Raw genomic sequence first — 18,460 nt, 5'->3', positions numbered from 1 at the left:
GTCAGATGTTAAACCGCGCTCACAGCAGGACCTACAGTAGGCAAATGACCTCATCGCTGCTGGTGCTCAACGGCCCCAATCTGAACACGCTGGGCCTGCGGCAGCCGGAGATCTACGGACACGACACGCTGGCCGACGTGGAGGCGCGGGCGCGGGCCGCCGCCGACGCGGTCGGGCTGACCGCCGATTGCCGTCAGACCAACCACGAGGGCGAGGCGATCGACTGGCTGCATGCCGCGCGCGGACAGGTCGCCGGCATCGTCATCAACCCCGGCGGCTGGACGCACACCTCGGTCGCATTGGCCGACGCCCTGGTGATTCCGGAGGTCCCGATCATCGAGGTGCACCTCAGCAATGTGTACGCCCGGGAATCGTTCCGGCACGTGTCATATGTGTCGCCGATCGCCGCCGCAGTGATCTCGGGCTGCGGAATCGACGGCTACGAGTTCGCGGTGCGCAGGCTGGCCCGGCTGATCGCCTGACCTATTTGCCCAGTTCACCGCCCGTCTGACGGGAAGCCGGGAATTGTCTGACGGCGTACTCCGCTATTATCGTTCGGGCCCTTAAGCAGATTTATCCGCGACGGGCAGTGGAGGTGACGATGTCCGAGACGACGACCCGGCCAGGGAACCCTGGTGACGACGCGTCGGTTCTCGACGCCGCCCTTCCCTCGAGTGAGATCGATGCCGTCGAGCTGAACGCGTCGCTGCCGTGGCACGTGCGGGTGATGCGGTATCTGGCGCAGCCGCGCTGGTGGCTGGAGATCATCCTGCTGGGCTCGCTGTACGCCGTGTACTCGGCGATCCGCAACATGGTCGGCGAGGTCACCAACGAGGCGTTCGCCAACGGTCGCGCGATCTACGACCTCGAGAAGCGCTGGAACATCGCGCTCGAGGAACCATTGAACGGCTGGGTGCATCACACCGCGTGGGTCGCCGACCCGTCGGCGGTCGAGTACGCCTCGCTGCATTTCATCGTGACCCCGGCTGTGCTGATCTGGCTGATGCTGCGCCGCAAGGCGGTGTACCGCCGGGTCAGCAGCATCCTGATCGTCTGCACCGCGCTCGCGCTCATCGGCTTCTACATGATGCCCACCGCGCCGCCGCGGCTGCTGGACACGCACTTCCCGCACATGACCGGCCGTTTCTACGACATCATGGCCGAGACCGGCTCGTGGGGCTGGTGGCCGGAGAGCGGCGCTCCGGGGTCGACGGCTGTCTCCAACCAGTACGCCGCCATGCCATCGCTGCACTGCGCGTGGGCGACCTGGTGCGGCATCGCGATCTTCCTGTACGCCCGCCGCTGGTGGGTGCGGACGCTCGGCGTCCTCTATCCGTTCACCACGTACTTCGTCGTGATGGCCACTGGTAACCACTACCTGCTCGACGTGATCGCCGGGCTGGGCACGCTGGCCGCCGCCGCGCTGATCGTCTACACGCCGCTCTGGATAGCGCGCTGGCGGCGTGGCTCCCGGAACTCGCTCGACGCCCCCGAATCGCTCGACGAGCCGACAGTAGTAGCCGGCGGATGACCGTCGCGGCGCTGAGCGCCCCGCGATGGCGGCGTGCGCTTCCGGCTGCACCATTGATCGCGGCCGTGGTGGCGACCGTCGCCATCTGGATCGCGCATCCGGCGCTCGGTGATCTGCAAGCGGCCATCGCCCGCGAACAGGCCGCCGAGTCCGGTGTCGGACTGGGGTACTGGTTCAGCTGGTACGGCGGCCTCGCCCCGGGCAGCTACTCGCTGATCGTTCCGACGCTGTCGTCCTGGTTCGGCTCGCTGACCTTGCTATGTCTGTCGACGATCCTCGTCGCGGCTGCCGCCTATCCGTTGTCGCGTGGCGGCACCCATCCGGCGCTGCTGTCCTGGACCGTGGCGATCGCGGCCGTGCTCAACCTGATGTCCGGGCGGGTGACGTTCGCCGTCGGCGCGCTGATCGCGATCGTGGGACTGCTTGCGCTGCAACGGGGTATGACCGGGGTCGCGCTCGTGCTGGTCGCGGTCAGCGGCCTGGCGAGTCCGTTGGCGCCGGCCTTCGTGGGCCTGGTGACGGTGCCGTTTGCGGCGGGTCATTCGCCGCGGGCGCGGGTCGCCTGGCAGGTGCTGATCGGTGCGGCACTGGGTGTGCTCATCCCGTTCGTCCTCTTCGGCGCGCCTGGGGCACAGGGCTTTCCGGCGACGACGCTGTTCTGGGTGATCCTGATCGGCGTGTGCGCGGCGTTCGTGCTGACCGATTCGCCGGTGCGCTGGATCATGCCGCTGGCACTGGCGTCGGCGCTGGTCATCTTCGCGATTCCGAACGGCGTCGGGTCCAACCTTGCTCGGTTCTTCTGCCTGATCGTGCCCGCACTGTGCTTCCAGTTCTCGCGGCGGTCGTGGAAGGTCATCCTCATCGCCCTGATCCCGGCGATCGTCTACGCGTCCTTCGTGGCCATCGCCGACCAGGTCGCCGTCGCCAACGCCGACGGGTCCGACGAGGCATACCAACCGCTGCGCACCGAGCTGCTCACCAAGCCGGACTTGATGAACAACCGCGTCGAGCTGGTGGACGCCGGAACCCACGCGGGTTCGCATGCCCTGGGTGATCGGGTTCAGTTGGCCCGGGGCTGGGAGAACCAGTCGGACAACGAGTACAACGAGATCTTCTATGCGAAGAACGCGCTGACGGCCGAGTCGTATCGAGACTGGTTGGCGGACAATTCGGTTGCCTATATCGCCGTGGCCGACGAGCCGCTGCGCCAGAACAAGGCCGAAGCCGCGCTCGCCAAGTCGGGCCTGCCGTATCTTTCGGAGGTCTGGCACAACGACGACTGGGTGCTGTACCGGGTGGCCGACCCGAAACCCATCGTGCCCGCACCGCTGAAGCTGCTGGAGGCGACGCCGAGGCAGGTGACGATGTACGTGCCCGACACCGCATCGCATCTATTGAAGTACCGCTGGGGTCGCTATCTGGTCGCCCGATCGAGCACCGACAACTCGGTGGCCGCGTGTATCACCAAGACGCCCGACGGCTGGATCACGTTGCGCGCCTTGATGCCCGGGAACTACACCCTGTCGGGTCAGGTCACGCTGCCGGGCGTGCTCTCCGAGCAGCCCTCGGGCTGTAACAAATAGCAAGAGCTCGCCGAGTGGACACTCACGTTCGCCGAGTGGACACTCAGGTGTGCCGAGTGGACACTCAGGTGCGCCGAGTGGACACTCAGGTGCGCCGAGTGGACGCAATACTCGGGACGACTGCCCGAGTCCATACTTCACGAATTGCAATGGCGGCCAGCGTGATCAGCATCGTGAACGCGATCATTGCGTAAGTCGATGGGGCACCCCAGTTGTCGGTGGAGGTGGCATGCCAGACTGCGTAGCTCGTGTAGGTCGGCGGTTGCTGCACGGCGCCGGCGCTAATGAGCAATTCCGGTATCAGTCCTTGACAAGTCCTCCGTCGACGACAAGGTTTTGTCCCGTGATCGCGCGCGACCACGGTGAGGCGAAGAACAAAACTGCGTCCGCGAACTCGGCGGGAGTGGTCACTGTCTGCAGCGGTGTGCTGGCAGCGATTGCGTCGAACACCTCTTTCGGAGTGGCGGCGCTCGCGTCGGTGGTGCGCAACAGCCCTCCGCTGACCATGTTCACGGTGACCCCATGCGGTCCGAGGTCGGCGGCAAAGGTACGTGTGAGCGACAGCAGCGCCGCTTTGGCCGCGGTGTAGTCGTGGTAAGGCACCACTGGGTTCTGGAAAAGGTTGGTACCTATATTGATTACCCGACCGGAGCCAGCTTGATTGAAACCGGGAAGTGCCCTCTGGATGGTGTGGAGTGATCCCTGCACCGCACTGGAGAACTGTTCGTGGAACGTGGTGTAGCCAATCACGTCCGCTTTCGCGCGGGCATCGCCGTTGAACGAGAAGCTGGCCAGAGCGTTGTTGACGACGGTGGATATCGGGGCGCCGAAGGCCTCCGTCGCGGTCGTGAAGAGCGCGTCGACTTGAGCGCGGTCGCGCACGTCGGCTCGCACCGCTATTGCTTGTGCGGGATAGGTACCGGCGATCTCCGCAGCGGTCTCCGCGCTGGTTAGGTAGTCGATCACGACGCGCGCTCCCTCGCGAAGGAATGCTTCAGTGACTGCGCGGCCCAGTCCGCGGGCGCCCCCGGTGACCAGGACGACCTGTTCGGAGATGTCTGTGGCAGGTCCCCGAAATTAGGTCCGGGCGGTCGTAGAGCCGTTTGAATGAATCTTCAGTCGATCTCGCACGTCACAGGGTGGTGCCGGTGCGTGCATCCGGCAGCGTACTCGGCCGGAGTTTTGTAGCCCAGCGATGAATACCGGTGCCGATGGTTGTGGTCGTCCTTGAAGTCCTCGATCGCGACCCGCGCCTCCAGCAGCGTCGGCCAGTGGTTTCGGTTCAAGCATTCATCACGCAGTCGGTTGTTGAAGGATTCGATGAACCCGTTGTTCCACGGCGTGCCTGGCGGAATGTACGAGATACCGACTGTGCCAGAACAGAAGTCCCGCAATGCATCTGAGATGAACTCCGGGCCGTTGTCCATCCGCAGCACGTCCGGCGGGCCACCCCACAACGCGAACACCTTGTCCAACTCGTCGGTGAGACGACGGGCCGGGATCGAGCGGTCCACGATGTTCAGCAGCGACTGCCTCGTGTGCTCATCGACCATCGACGCGATCTTCACCTTCCGACCATCGTTAGTCGAGTCGAACTGAAAGTCCAATGCCCACACCATCTTCGGTGCATCCGCTGCCATGACCGGGATCGTGGAGACGCCGGCCCGTTTGCGTCGCGGCGCCCGGGCTACCTGCAGCCCTTCGTCGACCCACAGCCGGTGCACCTTCTTCTTGTTGATCGCCATTCCTTGGTCGAACCGCAGATGCGCCCAGGCCCGCCGGAACCCGTGCCGCGGATTCTTCCGGGCGTACCGGCGCAGCTGTGCTCGCAGATCAGCGTCCGGATCGGCCGGCGTCTGGGCCTGCAGCGGCCGCCGGTACGCAGAACGTGAGAGCCCAACAACCTTGCACGCCAACCGCTCCGACATACCCAACTTCTCGGTGAGCATGCCGATGGCGGCGCGTTTGGCCGTTGGGCTCAGAATTTTCCCTTCGCGATCTCACGCAGTGCGTCCTTTTCCAGCTCCGCATCGGCCAGCAGCCGCTTCAGGCGGGAATTCTGATCGCGCAGTTCCTTGAGCTCTTTCGCGGCGTCGACGTCCATCCCGCCGTGAGAGCGGCGCCAGTTGTACAACGTCTGCGTTGAGACCTCCAACGCCGCCGCGATCTCCTCAGTGCCCTTGCCCTCGGCCGCCAACTCGTCCGACCGCCGCAGCTTGCGCACAATGTCCTCCGCCGAATGCCGCTTCCGTCCAGCCATAGTCGTCAATTGTCCTCACCGCCCCTGACCAGGGCATCAGGACCCCACGATCACCCGGACCGAATTATTGGGAACATGCCAACGTAGTCTCCGTCGAGTTTCTTGCCGGGCTGGGAGGGCACGGTGATGAGAAAGGCTCCGACGGCGCGCGCAGCCGCCACGCCGGTTGATGAGTCCTCCAGTGCGACACCAGTGTCAGGGTTCGCATCGAGTAGCGCGAAGGCTTTCGTATACAGCTGCGGGTCGGGCTTGGGATGGTCGACTTCGTCAGCCGCGACCGACACCGTGAAGAAATCGTCGAAACCCGACGATTTCAGTGCGGCGGTGAGCATCGCGCGGGGACTGTTCGTGGCTATCGCGATCGGCACTCGGTCTCCCACGAGCTCGAGCATGCGACGAGCGCCGGGCATGGGTTCTGCGCCCGCGGCCAGCTCGGCTTCAACGCGGGGCATCAGCTCGGCCTGCAACTGCGGACCGATACCGGGACGCCCGAAGTAGTCGGCCATGTTGTCGCAGGCTGCGGCGAGCGTCCGGCCGATCAACAGGTCCTTCTCCTGAGCTCCAAACCCGAATCCGTAGTCGGCGAACAGCGATGCTTCCGCGCGCGACCAACAGGTTTCGGTATCGAGCAATAGCCCATCGCAGTCGAAGACGATTGCACTCACAGATCGCGGCAAACTCACCCCGCGAGAGTATCGGGCTAGTCGTCGCCGGTCACGCGGTCGCGAAGCTGCGAGGGTGACTCGTCGAAGCGTCGGGAAATTGCGGGAAAGGTGTCGATGACCGCGGATTGCCGAGGTTCAGAGCTGGGCGATGGCGGCCGCGACGCTGCCGCGATGGATCGGCCCGTGGCCCGGGATCAACACCGTCGCATCGAGACTCGAGAAATTCGTCAGAGCGGCATGCGCGGCGGCTGCGTCGTGGTGGAACGGGTCGGGCAGCAGCTGCGGCCCGGTCCCGCGCGACGATGTCGGGTGTGCGGTGATCAGCGCATCGCCGGAGATCAGGATCTCGCCGTCGGCCGCCAGAAATGAACTGTGACCGTCGGTGTGCCCGTGGGTGGCAACCGGTTTCGGCGCGCCCGGCAGGTCCAGCGGCTGGTCGCCGGCGAACGTGACGGGGTCGGCGACATGCTGGTGGCCCAGCGCACCGAGACGCACGACGGTCGCCAGCCACGGCAGGGTCCCGCGCCGCGGCAGCAGCCGGCAGATGCCCACCGGACTGATCTGCTCGTCGACATCACCGCGGGCGTGCGCAGCCTCGATTTCGTCAAGGTAAATCGAGAATCCGTGACGCTTCGCCACGATGGCCAGGCCGCCGAGATGGTCGACATGCGCGTGAGTGAGCAACGCGCCCTGCACATCACCCATCGACCGGCCGATCCGTGCGATCGATTCTTCGACGTCGTCCGCGTTGCCGGGATAGCCGCCGTCGATCAGCGTCAGGTCGTCGCCGTCCTGCAGCATCACCCAGTTGGCCGGTCCGCACTGCACGAGATGCGTCGCCGACCGTCCCGCGCCGGGCAGCGTGTCGATCGTGATCGGATGCGCCACAGCTACTTCCGGACGATCAGCACGAACGGGCCGAACGTGGTCTTGGTGAACTGCGGATCGTCGAACAGCGACGTCGGGAAAGTCACGGTGTAACGCTTCACGTTCGGATCATTCGGGTAGACGTCCTTGGCGAGCTGCATCGTGTAACCGTCCGCCGACTGCCGGAACAGGAAGACGTTCGGCGGCGTCCAGCGCGCGACGTTCAACTGATGCAGCAGATCCTGCGACGACGTCGCCTTCGACCAGCGTTCGATGGCCGCGGCCCGAAGGTCGTACTGGGCCAGCGGGTTCGAGTAGTGCGACGTGATGCCCTGGAATCCCCAGTACGGGTACAGCGACAGGAATCCGCCGTCGGTCGTCAGCACCACCGACTCGTGCCGCGGCCGATGCGTCTGCATCAGGATCTCGCGGTCGATCTTCGGGAAGTAGGCCTCGGCCCCGGGTTCGCGGTCGTCCGCGCGGACGCCGTAGCCGTCGGTGTCGGTGTAGGCCAGCGTGATCTCGTCGTTCAGATGCGCCGGAATGCCCTGGGCGACCGCGATGGCGGCGGCCGCCCCGAGGGCGCCGATCAGCAGGCGCATGTCACCCGCGCGGGCGACCGCGGCGACGGCGAGCTCGGCGAAGCCGAAGACCCCGGCGGCGCCCAGGATCGCGATGATCAGTGGCTCCAACCGGAAGGCCAGCAGCGTGCTGCCGCCGGCGGTGGCGACCATCGACAGGATGCAGAACAGGTAGCAGGCCACCAGCGTGATGCCCAGGGCCAGGGCGACGCTCCGCTGCCGGAAACGCAGGATCAGCCAACAGAATCCGACGAACGTCAGCGCGCCGACCAGCGACCAGTGGAACATCGGCAGCGGCAGGGTCGAGCCGCGCGCCGGGAGGTAGTGCTCGGCGGTTCCGCCGCTGGACGCGCTGCCGCGCATCCGGTGCCACAGGTACGGGGCCCACACGGCCAGCGCCAGGACGCCGGATACGGCCGCCATGCCGATCAATCGCAGCGCTATCCGGGTGAGCTGCCGTTTGCGCCCGAGGTTCTCGATCGCCTTGTTGGACAGACTGATCCATGCCTGGATGGCCAGATACACCGCCATCAGCACCGCGGCCATCGCGAACAGGCCGGTGAACAGTGTGTAGAAGCATGCGCTGACGCCGAGGAACAGCCCGGACGCCACGATCGCGGGGATCGATCCGCTGCGCAGGCCGTGCAGCATGACAATCAGCATCGGCACGCCGACCAGGATCAGGCAGGCGCCGTAGGGCTCGTCGCCGGCCTGCATGATCGTCAGCGTGGTGACCGCCAGCCCGGCCGCGATGGCCCGGTCGGTCCGCAGCATCCGGATCCACAGCGCCATACCGATGGTCGCGGCGACCGCGAGCGAGATGATCGACCAGGGCTTGAAAGCCTCCCACCCGGGCTGACCGGTGAAGCTGGCGTAGCGACCACCGAGCCAGAACCAGCCGGCCGGGTAGTACGGCGGCAGGCCCTTGTAGGTCATGTCCTGCAGATGCCAGCTGTCGGTGAGCCGCGTGAGGTACTCGGTGCGGAACTGCTGGTCGACCGAGATGCCCCAGAGATAGAGCTTCGTCGCGCCCAGCGGCATCCCGAGGGTCACCGTGGTGAAGCCCGAGATTCCCAGCCAGGCAAGGGGGTTGACGGCCTTGGGATACCGGCCGGTGCGGTGCAGCACCACCGCGAGCAGCAGTATCGCGATCGCGACGACCTGCCCGGCCGTGGTCAGCGCGTAGCTGACGTTGGATGACGGGAACGCCGGCCAATGAACGGACTTGATGACCTTCAGTCCGACGGCCGAGACGATCGCGGCCACCGCGCCGGCCGCGATCAGCATGACAGCGTGCCACCGCCACCCGGAAAGAAACGGGCGGCGGCCTGTGCCGGTGGTGCCGGGCGGAGCGGCGGTCGCGGTCGTCATCCGTCGATTAGACAGGCAGACGCCGGAAGAGCGGCCGCGGGACATGCCGCAGGCCCATCATCACGAAGCGGAACGGCGGCGGCGCCCAGACGATTTCCTTGCCCTTGGCGGCGGCCTGCACGGCGAGCTCGGCGACCGTCTCCTTGTCGACGGTCAGCGGAGCCTCGTCGACGTGAGCGGAGAACCGGGTGCGCACCTGGCCGGGGCGGATCACGGTGACGCCCGCGCCGAACTCGCGCAGGGCGTCGCCCAGGCCGAGGAAGAAGCCGTCGAGGCCGGCCTTGCCGGAGCCGTAGACGAAGTTGGAGCGGCGCACGCGCTCGCCGGCGACCGAGCTCATCGCGATGATCCGGCCGTGGCCCTGCGCCTTGAGCTTCTGCCCGACCAGGACGCCGACGCTGACCGACGCCGTGTAGTTGATCTCGGAGGCCTTGACCGCCAAAGCCTGGTTCTGCCAGAGCTTTTCGGCATCGGCGTCGAAACCGAAGGCGACGATGGTGACGTCGACATCACCGTGGCTGAAGGCCTCGTCGATGACCTTCGGGTGCGAATCGGTTGCGAGCGCGTCGAAGTCGATGCGGATGACCTCGGAGGCGCCGGCCGACTTCATCGTCTCGACCGCGCCGTCGCCGGCGGGGTCGCCGGGGATGGTGGCCAGGATGACCTTCATCGGCCCCTTCTTGAGGTACTCGGCGCAGATGGCCAGGCCGATCTCGGAGCTGCCGCCCAGCAGCAGCAGGGTCTTCGGGACGCCGACGGCGTTGATCATGAATCGTCCTCTATTGGTTGATGATTGAAGTTGTCAGTCGAGCTCGAGACGGCGCGCCATGTCTGAGACGAAGACGTTGTTCGGGTCGATCGCCGTGCGCACGGCCTTCCACTCGTCGAGCTGCGGGTACATCTTGGCGAAGTTCTCGGCGGTGGTCCGCGAGTCCTTGGCGGTGTACAGCCGGCCGCCCATCTCCATGACCCGCTGGTCCATGTCGGTGAGGAACTCGTGCAGGCCGCGCTTGATCGGGAAGTCGAGGCAGACGTTCCAGCCCTTGAACGGGAAGCTCAGCGGCGCCTGGTTGCCGTCGCCGAACAGCTTGATCACGTTGAGGAAGCTGACATGTCCGGACGCCTGGATGTGGCTGATCAGCTTCTTGAACTCGTCCTCGTTGCCGGTCGGCACGATGAACTGGTACTGCGCGAAGCCGCCGCCGCGCCCGTAGGCGTTGTTCCAGCCGCCGAACACGTCGAGCATGTGATAGAACGCCGGCAGCGACTTGATGAGCCCGGTCTTGTTGGCGCCCATGCGGTAGTACGCCTCGCCGATCACCTGGAAGCTGAGCTTGTTCATCACGCTCACCGGGAAGATATCCGGGAAGGTGATGAGCGGCTTGTAGTCGAACTTCAGCGGATCCTTCTGGAACTTCTCCGGCAGCTCGTCGTACTTGGCGAGGTTGCCGCGACTGAACGAACCGCGACCGAGTTTCGGTGCGGGACTGATGGAATCGAACCAGCCCGATGCGTATTCGTAGCCGTCTTCGAAACCGTCCTGCAGGTGCAGGTCGATGGTCTCGTCGAGGCTGTTGGTGGTGGCCAGGTCCGCGACGAAGTACGCGCTCTCGGTGCGCTTCATCTGGATCTTGGCGCGCAGCACGATGCCGGTGAGGCCGATGCCGGCGACGGTCGCCCAGAACAGGCTGCCGTCCTTGTCGTCGGGCGAGCCGCCCGGCTTGAGCGTCAGGACGCGACCGTCGGCGACCAGGAGCGCGATCTCCAGCACGTGCTGACCGAAGGTGCCCTGGCTGTGGTGGTTCTTGCCGTGGATGTCGTGCGCGATCGCGCCGCCCACGGTGACCTGACGGGTACCCGGCAGCACCGGCACCCACAGGCCGAACGGCAGCGCCGCCGCCATCAGCGCGTCGAGCGAGACGCCGGCATCGACGTCGACGATCCCGGTCTCGTCGTCGATCGAATGGATACGCCGCAGGCGCGTCATATCGATCGTGAGCCCGCCGACGTTCTGCGCGGACTCGTTGTACGAGCTTCCGAGGCCGCGGGCGATCACGCCGCGCTTGAGGTAGTCGGGCTTGTCGGCGTTGTCGTCGGCGACCTGCGCGACGGCCTTCGCGATCAGGTCGACGTCGGGGGTCGACAGCACATGCCCGTTGATCGGCGTGGTGCGGCTGAAGCCGACCAATCGACGGGTCTCGATAGGCAGATCATGTGAGGTAGACATCGGCAGTCAGGTTACCGGCTGGGCAGCGGCGGGCCGAAAACTCGACCGTTCTGCCCGAATGCCCTAGCGCATGATCGATTGCAGGAATGCGGTGGCATCGTTCGTCGCCGCGTACACCGTCCCGCTGTGATCGGTCGGGTACAGATGCAGCTGCAGCGGCTGGTGGTTGGCCGTCAGCGCGGCGGCCAGCGACAACGCCGACGGTGCCGGGACGTCGATGTCCGTCAGGCCCTGCCCCAGGAAGATCGGCCGGTCATAGCCGTTGTCCGGGGTGCCCATGTACTCCTTGAGCTGGCCGTATGCGTTCGGAATCGAGCTGATCGGCTTGACGAACATGGCCCGCAGATCGCGGCCGTCCATCTCCTTGGAGAACTCGTCGTAGCAGAGGGTCTCGGCCTGGTCGGCCAGCTGGCGACCGAGCGGGCTGAGAATCGAGTTCACGTTCAGGTCCGGTCGGGCGTCGCGGAAGCCGGCGACGATGTACATCGCATACGTGGTCAGTCCCGTGGGCAATTTCACCGGCGGGAACGTCGGCCCGCCCAGCGACACGATCGTCTCGATGTTGGCCGGGGTCCCGGTCGCGACCACGCCGCGGTAGTCGAGCCCGTAGCCGCGGCTGAACTCGGTGGCGTAGCGCGCCCCGTTCATCGCGGCGCCGGCCCCCTGCGACTGGCCGACGAGCGCCCAGCGGTTGGACAGCGGCTTGCCGAGCTGGCGTGCGGCGCGCACCGAGTCGACCAGGTTGTGCGCCTCGACCTTGCCGTTGAGGTAGCTCATCAGCCCCGGTGTGCCCAGGCCGGCGTAGTCGGTGCCGACCACGGCGTAGCCCTGGTCGAGCCAGTGGCCGAGATAGGTCTGCTGCCGTGCGGCCGCGGGCTGTGCCGACGGGGTGCACTGGTCGCCGAGCCCGACCGTGCCGTGCGCCCAGGCGATCACCGGCCAGCCGCCCTTGGGAGGCGTGCCCTTCGGCAGGAACACCTCGGCGGTGCTGGTGGCGTGCGGACCGTGCTGGTTGGACGTCGAATACAGGAACCGATATGCCGAGGCCGCGGCGTTCACCCACAGCGGGCGGGCCAGCGGCACCTGCTCGATCAGGGTGCCCGGCGCCGCCGGGATCGGCCCGCTGTAATTGGTGACATTCATGCCCGACCAGTTCGGTGCGGGGGTGGCGGCGGCAGGGCCTGCGAAGGAGAATCCGGCAATCAGGGCGACGCTTGCGGCGACCAGCCCCCGACGAGCAATCGTGGTACGCATCACAACACTGTAAAGGCTGGTCAATTCGCTAGAGTGGCCCGGTGTCGAACGCCCCCTCCGCGGATGCGGATCCGTCTATGAAGCCGGTCGCGCAGCCGTCGCTGACGCTGTGGACGAAGATCTATCGCTTCGTCGCGGTCGGCGCGTTCTCCGGCGTCATCGACTTCGGATTGACCCTGCTGCTGCAGACCGTCGCGAACTGGGATCCGTGGCCGGCCAAGGCCGTCGGCTGGGTGTGCGGAACGATCACCGCCTACCTGATCAACCGCCGCTGGACCTTCCAGGCCGAGCACTCCACCAAGCGGTTCCTCGCGGTGATGGGCCTGTACGTGGTGACGTTCTCGGTGCAGACCGGCATCTACACCGGCATCCTGGCCTGGCTGGGCGAGACGCCGCTGAACGACGCGATCGCGTACGTGATCGCCCAGGGCACGGCCACCGTCATCAACTTCATCGTGCAGCACCTGGTGATCTTCAAGATCGAAGAGCAGGAACACGAGCACGAGGCGCCCGCGCCGCAGTAGCGCTGCTCAAACCGTGCCATATAGCGAGGGGCCGAGGACGTATACGTCCTCGGCCCCTCGCTATATGGCACGGTTTGAGCGACGTCAGCCGTTGACCTTCGCGATGACGTCGTCGGCGAACCGGTTCAGATTGTCGATCTTCGTCTGCAGCGGCTCCGGGTCGTCGCCCATGATGTACGGCAGGCGGAAGCCGACGATCACATCGGTGACGCCCTTGTCCTCCAACCGCTTACAGCCGTCCGCCGTGTAGGCATCGATCGAGATCACGTGGATCTCGAACGGCTTGTCGGCGACGCCCTCGGCCTTGCGGATCTCCTGCAGCCGGTCGATCAGCCGGTCGAGCTCCTCCGGCTGCGATCCGCCGTGCATCCAGCCGTCGCCGCGGATCGCGGCGCGCTTGAGGGCGAGGTCCGCGTGCCCGCCGACCAGTAGCGGGATCGGCTGCGTCGGAACCGGGTTGATCTTGATCTTGGCGATGTCATAGAACTCGCCGTGGAACTCGAAGTACTCGCCGCTGGTGCCCTCGCCCGGGGCTGTGAGGCCTCTGATGATGTCCATGCACTCGTCCATGCGCTTGCCGCGCCGCTTGAAGTCGACACCCATGATGTCGTAGTCCTCGGGCCACGGGCTGGTGCCGACGCCGAGGCCGAGGCGGTTGTTCGTCAGGTAGGCGATCGACGCGGCCTGCTTGGCGACCAGCACCGGCGGACGGATCGGCAGCTTGAGGACGAACGGGTTGAACCGGATCTTGCTGGTGACCGCGCCCAAGGCGGCGACCTGGATGAACGTCTCGATGAACGCCTTGCCGTCGAGGAACTCGCGGTTGCCGTCCTCGGTGTACGGATAGGTCGCGTCGGACTCCTCCGGGTAGGCGACGCTGTCGGGGATGGTGAATCCCTCGTAGCCGGCCGCCTCGGCGGCCTGCGCCAATGGGGCGTAGTACGACGGGTTGGTCATCGCTTCGGCAAATGTGAAACGCACAGAACCTCCTAGGTGGACTTCTCTCAATTAGTAGAACACGTTCTAGTTCGACCGTCATCCGGCTTCGGCGAACCGCCGCCCTGCGGCTGGTCGGACACCGACCATGTATGTCCGGTCGGTAATGTTTGTCCGCGTGACGTGGACGATGGTTCAGCGAATCCCATTCACCGGCCCTTTGCCACGAATCGACGAGCGGATGTACGCGGTCGGCCCCGAAAGCCAGATCCGCCGTCGACGAGATGGCATCGATCTGGAGCCCGGTGTCACTGTCAGCACCAATGCCTACTTCGGCCGGTTCGCGGCGGCGTTCTGGCAGCGCTACACCGATGTCAAGCAGGTCCGGCTCGAACTCGACTACAACTGCGGCGGCAACGGCCGGCTGCGCGTCAAGCTGCAGGCGTCGGACATCTCCGGTCGGCCCAGGCCGCTGGATGTGCTGACGGTCGAGGGCAGCGGCACGCTGACGACCGATCTCGCCATCGATCGTTACCTCGACGGCGGCGCGATCTGGCTCGAGCTGGAATGCGGCGGCGAGTCGGCGTCGGTCGACAACGTGCGCTGGTCGATCGACCGCACCGAACCCATTCGGCCGTCGTCGGTGGTCATCTGCACGCACAACCGTCCCGATGACTGCGTCACCACCGTGACCGCGCTGGCGTCCGATCCGGTGGCGATGGAATGGATCGACGCGGTGTACGTGGTCGACCAGGGCGACCAGCGCGTCGCCGATGCGGCGGGCTTCCCCGAGGTCGAGAAGCTGGTCGGCGACAAGCTGCACTATCTCAATCAGCTGAACCTCGGCGGCGCCGGCGGATTCACCCGGGGCATCTACGAGGTACTGCGCGCCGACACCGGCAGCAACGTCATCGTGATGGACGACGACATCGTCTGCGAACCCGAATCGGTGTTGCGGCAGAACGCATTCGCGAACTTCACGACGCAGCCGGTGCTGGTCGGCGCGCAGATGCTGCTGCTCTCGGAGACCTATCGATTGCACATGGGCGGCGAGTGGGAGGCGCTGGACGCCATCAAGGCCGGTGTGCCGAGCGCGTTCACCAAGAACGGTCCGAGCATGCTGGAGGAGAACCAGGACGCTAGGTTCGACGCCGGTTGGAACGGCTGGTGGACCTGCCTGCTGCCGGCCGAGACCGTCCATAAGCAGGGGCTATCGCTGCCGATGTTCTTCCAGTGGGACGACATCGAATACGGCATCCGGGCCCGACGGTCGGGCTTCCCGACCGTGACGCTGCCGAATGCCGGTGTGTGGCATGCGGATTTCCATCTGAAGGACTACGACCACTGGTCGCGCTACTTCAGCATTCGCAACGGACTCATCGTGTCGTCGATCTACGGGCAGTTCGACGGCAAGGTGATCGGCAACGAGCTATTCCGCAACATCCTCGAGCACATCGTCGCCATGCAGTACGGACTGGCGGCGACGTTGCTGCTGGCGGTCGAAGACTTCCTGGCCGGTCCGGACGGCCTGCACGACGGCGGTCAGGCCAAGCTTGCCGAGCTCAGCGAGCTGCGCGCGAAGTACCCGGATACCGTCATGCGTCCGGCTGATGTCATTGGCGCGCAGGAGGACCCGAATCTGCGGATCGATGTGCCGACGACGATGGTGGACGAGACCAAGCTCGGCCGGGTACGCACCAAGCGGGCGGTCAATCAGTACCTGGGTCGCGTGCAGCGACGGCCGGTCAGCATGCCCGCGCACTTCGCGCGCTGGTGGCATGTGTCGCTGTTCGATCGGGTCGTGGTGACCGACGCTTCGCAAGGTTCGGTGCGGATCCGCCAGCGAGACAAGGATACTGCGGTGGAGCTGACGCGTCGGCTGCTGGCCGTGCGCAAGGAGGTCCGGCGGCGGGCCCCCGAGATGAAGAAGGTCTATACCGAGGCGCTGCCTGGCCTGACGAGCGTCGAGAACTGGCGCCGCCTCTGGCAGCTCGACGGCTAGAGACTTGCGTCAGCGGCTGAAGTGTTCGGCCCGGCCGCGCTTGTGCAGCTTCAGCCATTCGCGGAAGCCCGACCAATCCCGTTGCTGCACCAGAAAATACCAGCCGAACCGGGCGTACTCCTGGGGGAGCAGCCGGCGCATGCCGGGCTGATTCATCAGGTAGCCGCGGTTGCGGTAGGTGAAGAACCGCTTGGTTTCGTTGTCCGGGTACTGGGTGTGCATCCGGCCGCCGAGGATCGGCTTGAACTCGTCCGAGCCGTCCGGGTGCAGGTAGGCCGTGGTCAGGCAGGTGCCGAACTTCAATTCGGACCGGACCAGCCGCCGATGCATCTCGACCTCGTCGCCGCGGACGAAGAGGCGAAGGTCCGGAACGCCCACGGTGTCCAGGGCTTTCGCGGAGAACAGGGCGCCGTTCATCAGTGACGCGATATTCGGCAGCAGCGTCTCGGTCTCGCCGTCGACAAACAGTTCGGAGCGGCGGCGGCGCCAGACGACGCCGCGGCGCAGCGGGAAGGCGAGCAGGTCGGGGTCGTTGATGTTGCAGACCACCGGCGAGACCTCGTCGAGCTGATGGTTCGCGGCGCAATCGAGCAGCGTCGCCAGTACGTCGGGGCCGTCCGGGGTGCCGTCGTCGTCGGCGCACCAGATCCAGTCGGCACCGTGCGCGAGCGCGGTCAGCATGCCCAGCGCGAATCCGCCGGCCCCGCCGAGGTTGTGCTGCGACGGCACGTAGGTGGTCGGGACCGGCTGCGCAGCAACCAGTTCGGCCACCTCGGCCTCGTTGCCGTTGTCCACCACGATCAGCTCGTCGACCGGCCGCGACTGGTTCGACAGGACCTTCAACGACCGCGACAGCAACTCGAGGCGTCGATGCGTGACGACGACCGCGATGACCCGAGATTCAGGCGCCATCGCCGGACTTCTCCGTTGCGCCGGACTTTTCGGCGCCCTCTTCCGCGGCGATCTCCTGGAGGATACGGTGGACATGGGCGCCGGCGTCCGGTCCCTCGTAGGCCGTCACGACCTCTTCGATGCCGCCGTCCATCTTGATCGCACCGTGGTCGATCCACAGGGCCCGGTCGCACAGCTGCGCCAGGAACTCGTTGGAGTGGCTGGCGAAGACCAGGATGCCGGAGCGCTTCACCAGATCCTGCAGTCGGATTCGAGCCTTCTTCATGAAGTCCGCGTCGACCGCGCCGATGCCCTCGTCGAGGATCAGGATCTCGGGATCGATGCTGGTGACCACGCCCAGGGAGACGCGGACGCGCATGCCGGTGGAGTAGGTGCGCAGCGGCATCTTCAGGTAGTCGCCCAGCTCGGTGAACTCGGCGATCTCGTCGACCCGCTTGAGCATCTCGCGCCGCGACATGCCCAGGAACATGCCGCGGATGAGGATGTTCTCGTAACCGGAGATCTCCGGGTCCATGCCGACGCCGAGATCGAAGACCGGGGCGACGCGACCGTTGATCTTGCAGGCGCCGCGGGTGGGCTCGTAGATCCCGGACAGCAGTCGCAGCAGGGTCGACTTGCCGGCGCCGTTGTGGCCGACCAGTCCGACGCGGTCGCCGTGCTCCAGATGCAGGTTGATGTTCTTGAGGGCCTCGACCACAACGACATTCGAGTCGTTCGCGCCGATGGTGCCGCCGGCCTTGCCGAGGACGGCCTTCTTCAGCGACCGGGTCTTGGCGTCGAAGATGGGGAAGTCGACCCCGGCATCCCAGGCGTCTACTCGAACGTCAGACATTGCGGATCACACCCAGTAGGCCACGCGGGCCCGGTAGTTGCGGAGGATGAACATGGCGGCCGCGCAACCGACTGCGGTGCAGCCGATCACGATCGCCCAGTGATAGAAGGCGATCGACTGGCCCATCAGCGGGCCGCGGGTGACATCCAGGTAGTGCAGCGCGGGGTTGAGCTCGACCAGCTTCACGCGCGCCGAGTTGCCGTTGCCGTTCTTCTTCAGCGAATCGGTGGTCCAGATGATCGGCGTCATGAAGAACACCAGCTGCACCAGCGTGTTCAGCAGCTGGCTGATGTCGCGGAAGCGGGTCGACAGGATGCCGAACACCACGGTCATCCAGGCGACGTTCATCGCGAGCAGGAACATGCCCGGGAACACCAGGATCATGGTCCAGTTGATCGGCTGGGGGTAGATGATCAGGATCGCGATGTAGATCGGCACGTTGTGCAGCAGGATGATCGACTGCCGCCAGACCAGACGGTAGACGTGCACCGACAGCGGCGCCGGGATCTGCTTGAGCAGACCGTCATTGCTCGCGAAGACGTCGGCGCCTTCTTTGATGCCGTCCGCGAGGAAGTTCCAGAAGATGAAGCCGAGGAGCAGGTGCGGCAGGAACGTCTTGAGATCCATGTGGAACAGCTCGGAGTAGAGCAGTCCCATGGCGACCGAGGTGACCGCGGTTGCCAGCGTGATCCACAGCGGACCGAGCAGGGATCGGCGGTAGCGCTGCTTGATGTCCTGCCAGCCGAGGTGCAGCCACAGCTCGTGATTGCGGTATCCGGCGACCAGATCCCCCCAGGCGCGGCGGTAGCTGCGTGAATCGGTGACCGCCGGTGGCGGCGGGCCACTTGGCTGGTCGGTGAGATCGGTGACGGACACGAGAGAGCAGACTACCGGGCGTTTGTAACGGGGTGCCTG

General features: G+C 65.9%; 17 protein-coding genes. 5 read left to right on the top strand and 12 right to left on the bottom strand.

Going from position 1 to position 18,460, the window contains the following annotated elements; translation table 11 throughout:
* Positions 1-44: 44 nt before the first annotated feature.
* The 3 genes from aroQ (at position 45) to G341_RS0117205 (ending at position 3,114) form a co-directional block, all read left to right on the top strand.
* Complete coding sequence (aroQ, locus tag G341_RS0117215) at positions 45-482, top strand: type II 3-dehydroquinate dehydratase (RefSeq protein ID WP_018180407.1); 438 nt, start codon at positions 45-47, stop codon at positions 480-482.
* Positions 483-601: 119 nt separating this feature from the next.
* Entirely contained in the window at positions 602-1,531 is a 930-nt protein-coding gene (locus G341_RS0117210) for a phosphatase PAP2 family protein (protein WP_155827028.1), read from the top strand.
* Positions 1,528-3,114, top strand: a complete 1,587-nt coding sequence (locus tag G341_RS0117205; RefSeq protein WP_018180405.1) for a hypothetical protein — start codon at positions 1,528-1,530, stop codon at positions 3,112-3,114. Before G341_RS0117210 ends, G341_RS0117205 begins: the two co-directional genes overlap by 4 nt.
* 300 nt (positions 3,115-3,414) lie before the next feature.
* Here the strand turns inward: G341_RS0117205 and G341_RS0117200 are convergent, their stop codons facing one another.
* From G341_RS0117200 to G341_RS0117160, 8 genes are all read right to left on the bottom strand, one after another.
* Positions 3,415-4,170, bottom strand: coding sequence for a 3-oxoacyl-ACP reductase (locus tag G341_RS0117200; RefSeq protein WP_026303811.1), 756 nt, complete (start codon positions 4,168-4,170; stop codon positions 3,415-3,417).
* Positions 4,171-4,229: 59 nt separating this feature from the next.
* A protein-coding gene (locus G341_RS0117195; protein WP_155827027.1) for an IS3 family transposase occupies positions 4,230-5,374 on the bottom strand; the annotation gives its coding sequence in 2 pieces (ribosomal slippage) (positions 4,230-5,107 and positions 5,107-5,374; 1,146 coding nt in all).
* A 50-nt stretch (positions 5,375-5,424) separates the two neighbouring features.
* Entirely contained in the window at positions 5,425-6,039 is a 615-nt protein-coding gene (locus G341_RS22410; RefSeq protein ID WP_245557048.1) for an HAD family hydrolase, read from the bottom strand.
* Positions 6,040-6,174: 135 nt separating this feature from the next.
* Entirely contained in the window at positions 6,175-6,927 is a 753-nt protein-coding gene (locus G341_RS0117180; RefSeq protein WP_018180400.1) for an MBL fold metallo-hydrolase, read from the bottom strand.
* A 2-nt stretch (positions 6,928-6,929) separates the two neighbouring features.
* A complete protein-coding gene (locus tag G341_RS0117175; protein ID WP_018180399.1) occupies positions 6,930-8,858 on the bottom strand; it encodes a galactan 5-O-arabinofuranosyltransferase in 1,929 nt (642 codons plus the stop codon).
* 7 nt (positions 8,859-8,865) lie between these two features.
* Positions 8,866-9,627, bottom strand: a complete 762-nt coding sequence (gene dprE2, locus G341_RS0117170) for a decaprenylphospho-beta-D-erythro-pentofuranosid-2-ulose 2-reductase (RefSeq protein ID WP_018180398.1) — start codon at positions 9,625-9,627, stop codon at positions 8,866-8,868.
* A 33-nt stretch (positions 9,628-9,660) separates the two neighbouring features.
* Complete coding sequence (gene dprE1 / locus G341_RS0117165; protein WP_026303809.1) at positions 9,661-11,085, bottom strand: decaprenylphosphoryl-beta-D-ribose oxidase; 1,425 nt, start codon at positions 11,083-11,085, stop codon at positions 9,661-9,663.
* Positions 11,086-11,148: 63 nt separating this feature from the next.
* Positions 11,149-12,339 (bottom strand): lipase family protein, encoded by a 1,191-nt coding sequence (locus G341_RS0117160; RefSeq protein WP_018180396.1) that lies wholly within the window; start codon positions 12,337-12,339, stop codon positions 11,149-11,151.
* Positions 12,340-12,380: 41 nt separating this feature from the next.
* Between G341_RS0117160 and G341_RS0117155 the strand changes: the two genes are divergently transcribed.
* The gene (locus G341_RS0117155) at positions 12,381-12,863 is read left to right on the top strand and encodes a GtrA family protein (RefSeq protein ID WP_245557034.1); all 483 of its coding nucleotides are present in this window, start codon (positions 12,381-12,383) and stop codon (positions 12,861-12,863) included.
* An 84-nt stretch (positions 12,864-12,947) separates the two neighbouring features.
* On the opposite strand, the gene G341_RS0117150 is transcribed toward G341_RS0117155, so the two are convergent.
* Complete coding sequence (locus G341_RS0117150) at positions 12,948-13,844, bottom strand: TIGR03619 family F420-dependent LLM class oxidoreductase (RefSeq protein WP_026303808.1); 897 nt, start codon at positions 13,842-13,844, stop codon at positions 12,948-12,950.
* A gap of 133 nt (positions 13,845-13,977) precedes the next feature.
* Between G341_RS0117150 and G341_RS0117145 the strand changes: the two genes are divergently transcribed.
* The gene (locus tag G341_RS0117145; RefSeq protein ID WP_245557033.1) at positions 13,978-15,801 is read left to right on the top strand and encodes a glycosyltransferase; all 1,824 of its coding nucleotides are present in this window, start codon (positions 13,978-13,980) and stop codon (positions 15,799-15,801) included.
* Positions 15,802-15,810: 9 nt separating this feature from the next.
* Here the strand turns inward: G341_RS0117145 and glfT1 are convergent, their stop codons facing one another.
* Genes glfT1 through wzm form a run of 3 tightly spaced genes read right to left on the bottom strand, consistent with a single transcriptional unit; the run spans position 15,811 to position 18,421 of the window.
* Positions 15,811-16,713 (bottom strand): galactofuranosyltransferase GlfT1, encoded by a 903-nt coding sequence (gene glfT1 / locus G341_RS0117140; protein ID WP_018180392.1) that lies wholly within the window; start codon positions 16,711-16,713, stop codon positions 15,811-15,813.
* On the bottom strand, positions 16,703-17,545 hold the full coding sequence (gene wzt, locus G341_RS0117135; protein WP_018180391.1) for a galactan export ABC transporter ATP-binding subunit Wzt/RfbE: 843 nt from the start codon (positions 17,543-17,545) through the stop codon (positions 16,703-16,705). Before wzt ends, glfT1 begins: the two co-directional genes overlap by 11 nt.
* A gap of 6 nt (positions 17,546-17,551) precedes the next feature.
* Positions 17,552-18,421 carry a galactan export ABC transporter permease subunit Wzm/RfbD gene (wzm, locus tag G341_RS0117130; protein WP_018180390.1) on the bottom strand — a complete coding sequence of 290 codons (870 nt, stop codon included), beginning with the start codon at positions 18,419-18,421 and terminating at the stop codon, positions 17,552-17,554.
* Positions 18,422-18,460: the final 39 nt, after the last annotated feature.

The organism is Jongsikchunia kroppenstedtii DSM 45133, assembly GCF_000380485.1.
Lineage (GTDB): Bacteria > Actinomycetota > Actinomycetes > Mycobacteriales > Mycobacteriaceae > Jongsikchunia > Jongsikchunia kroppenstedtii.
The sequence above is the reverse complement of the archived record's forward strand: the minus strand, read 5'-3'. Positions and strand labels throughout refer to the sequence as shown.

Excerpts from the sequence above, each read along its gene's own strand:
- G341_RS0117175 (WP_018180399.1), bottom strand. The coding sequence starts at position 8,858 with ATGACGACCGCGACCGCCGCTCCGCCCGGCACCACCGGCACAGGCCGC.
- aroQ (WP_018180407.1), top strand. The coding sequence starts at position 45 with ATGACCTCATCGCTGCTGGTGCTCAACGGCCCCAATCTGAACACGCTG.
- dprE1 (WP_026303809.1), bottom strand. The coding sequence starts at position 11,085 with ATGTCTACCTCACATGATCTGCCTATCGAGACCCGTCGATTGGTCGGC.
- G341_RS0117160 (WP_018180396.1), bottom strand. The coding sequence starts at position 12,339 with ATGCGTACCACGATTGCTCGTCGGGGGCTGGTCGCCGCAAGCGTCGCC.
- glfT1 (WP_018180392.1), bottom strand. The coding sequence starts at position 16,713 with ATGGCGCCTGAATCTCGGGTCATCGCGGTCGTCGTCACGCATCGACGC.
- dprE2 (WP_018180398.1), bottom strand. The coding sequence starts at position 9,627 with ATGATCAACGCCGTCGGCGTCCCGAAGACCCTGCTGCTGCTGGGCGGC.
- G341_RS0117210 (WP_155827028.1), top strand. The coding sequence starts at position 602 with ATGTCCGAGACGACGACCCGGCCAGGGAACCCTGGTGACGACGCGTCG.
- G341_RS0117205 (WP_018180405.1), top strand. The coding sequence starts at position 1,528 with ATGACCGTCGCGGCGCTGAGCGCCCCGCGATGGCGGCGTGCGCTTCCG.
- wzt (WP_018180391.1), bottom strand. The coding sequence starts at position 17,545 with ATGTCTGACGTTCGAGTAGACGCCTGGGATGCCGGGGTCGACTTCCCC.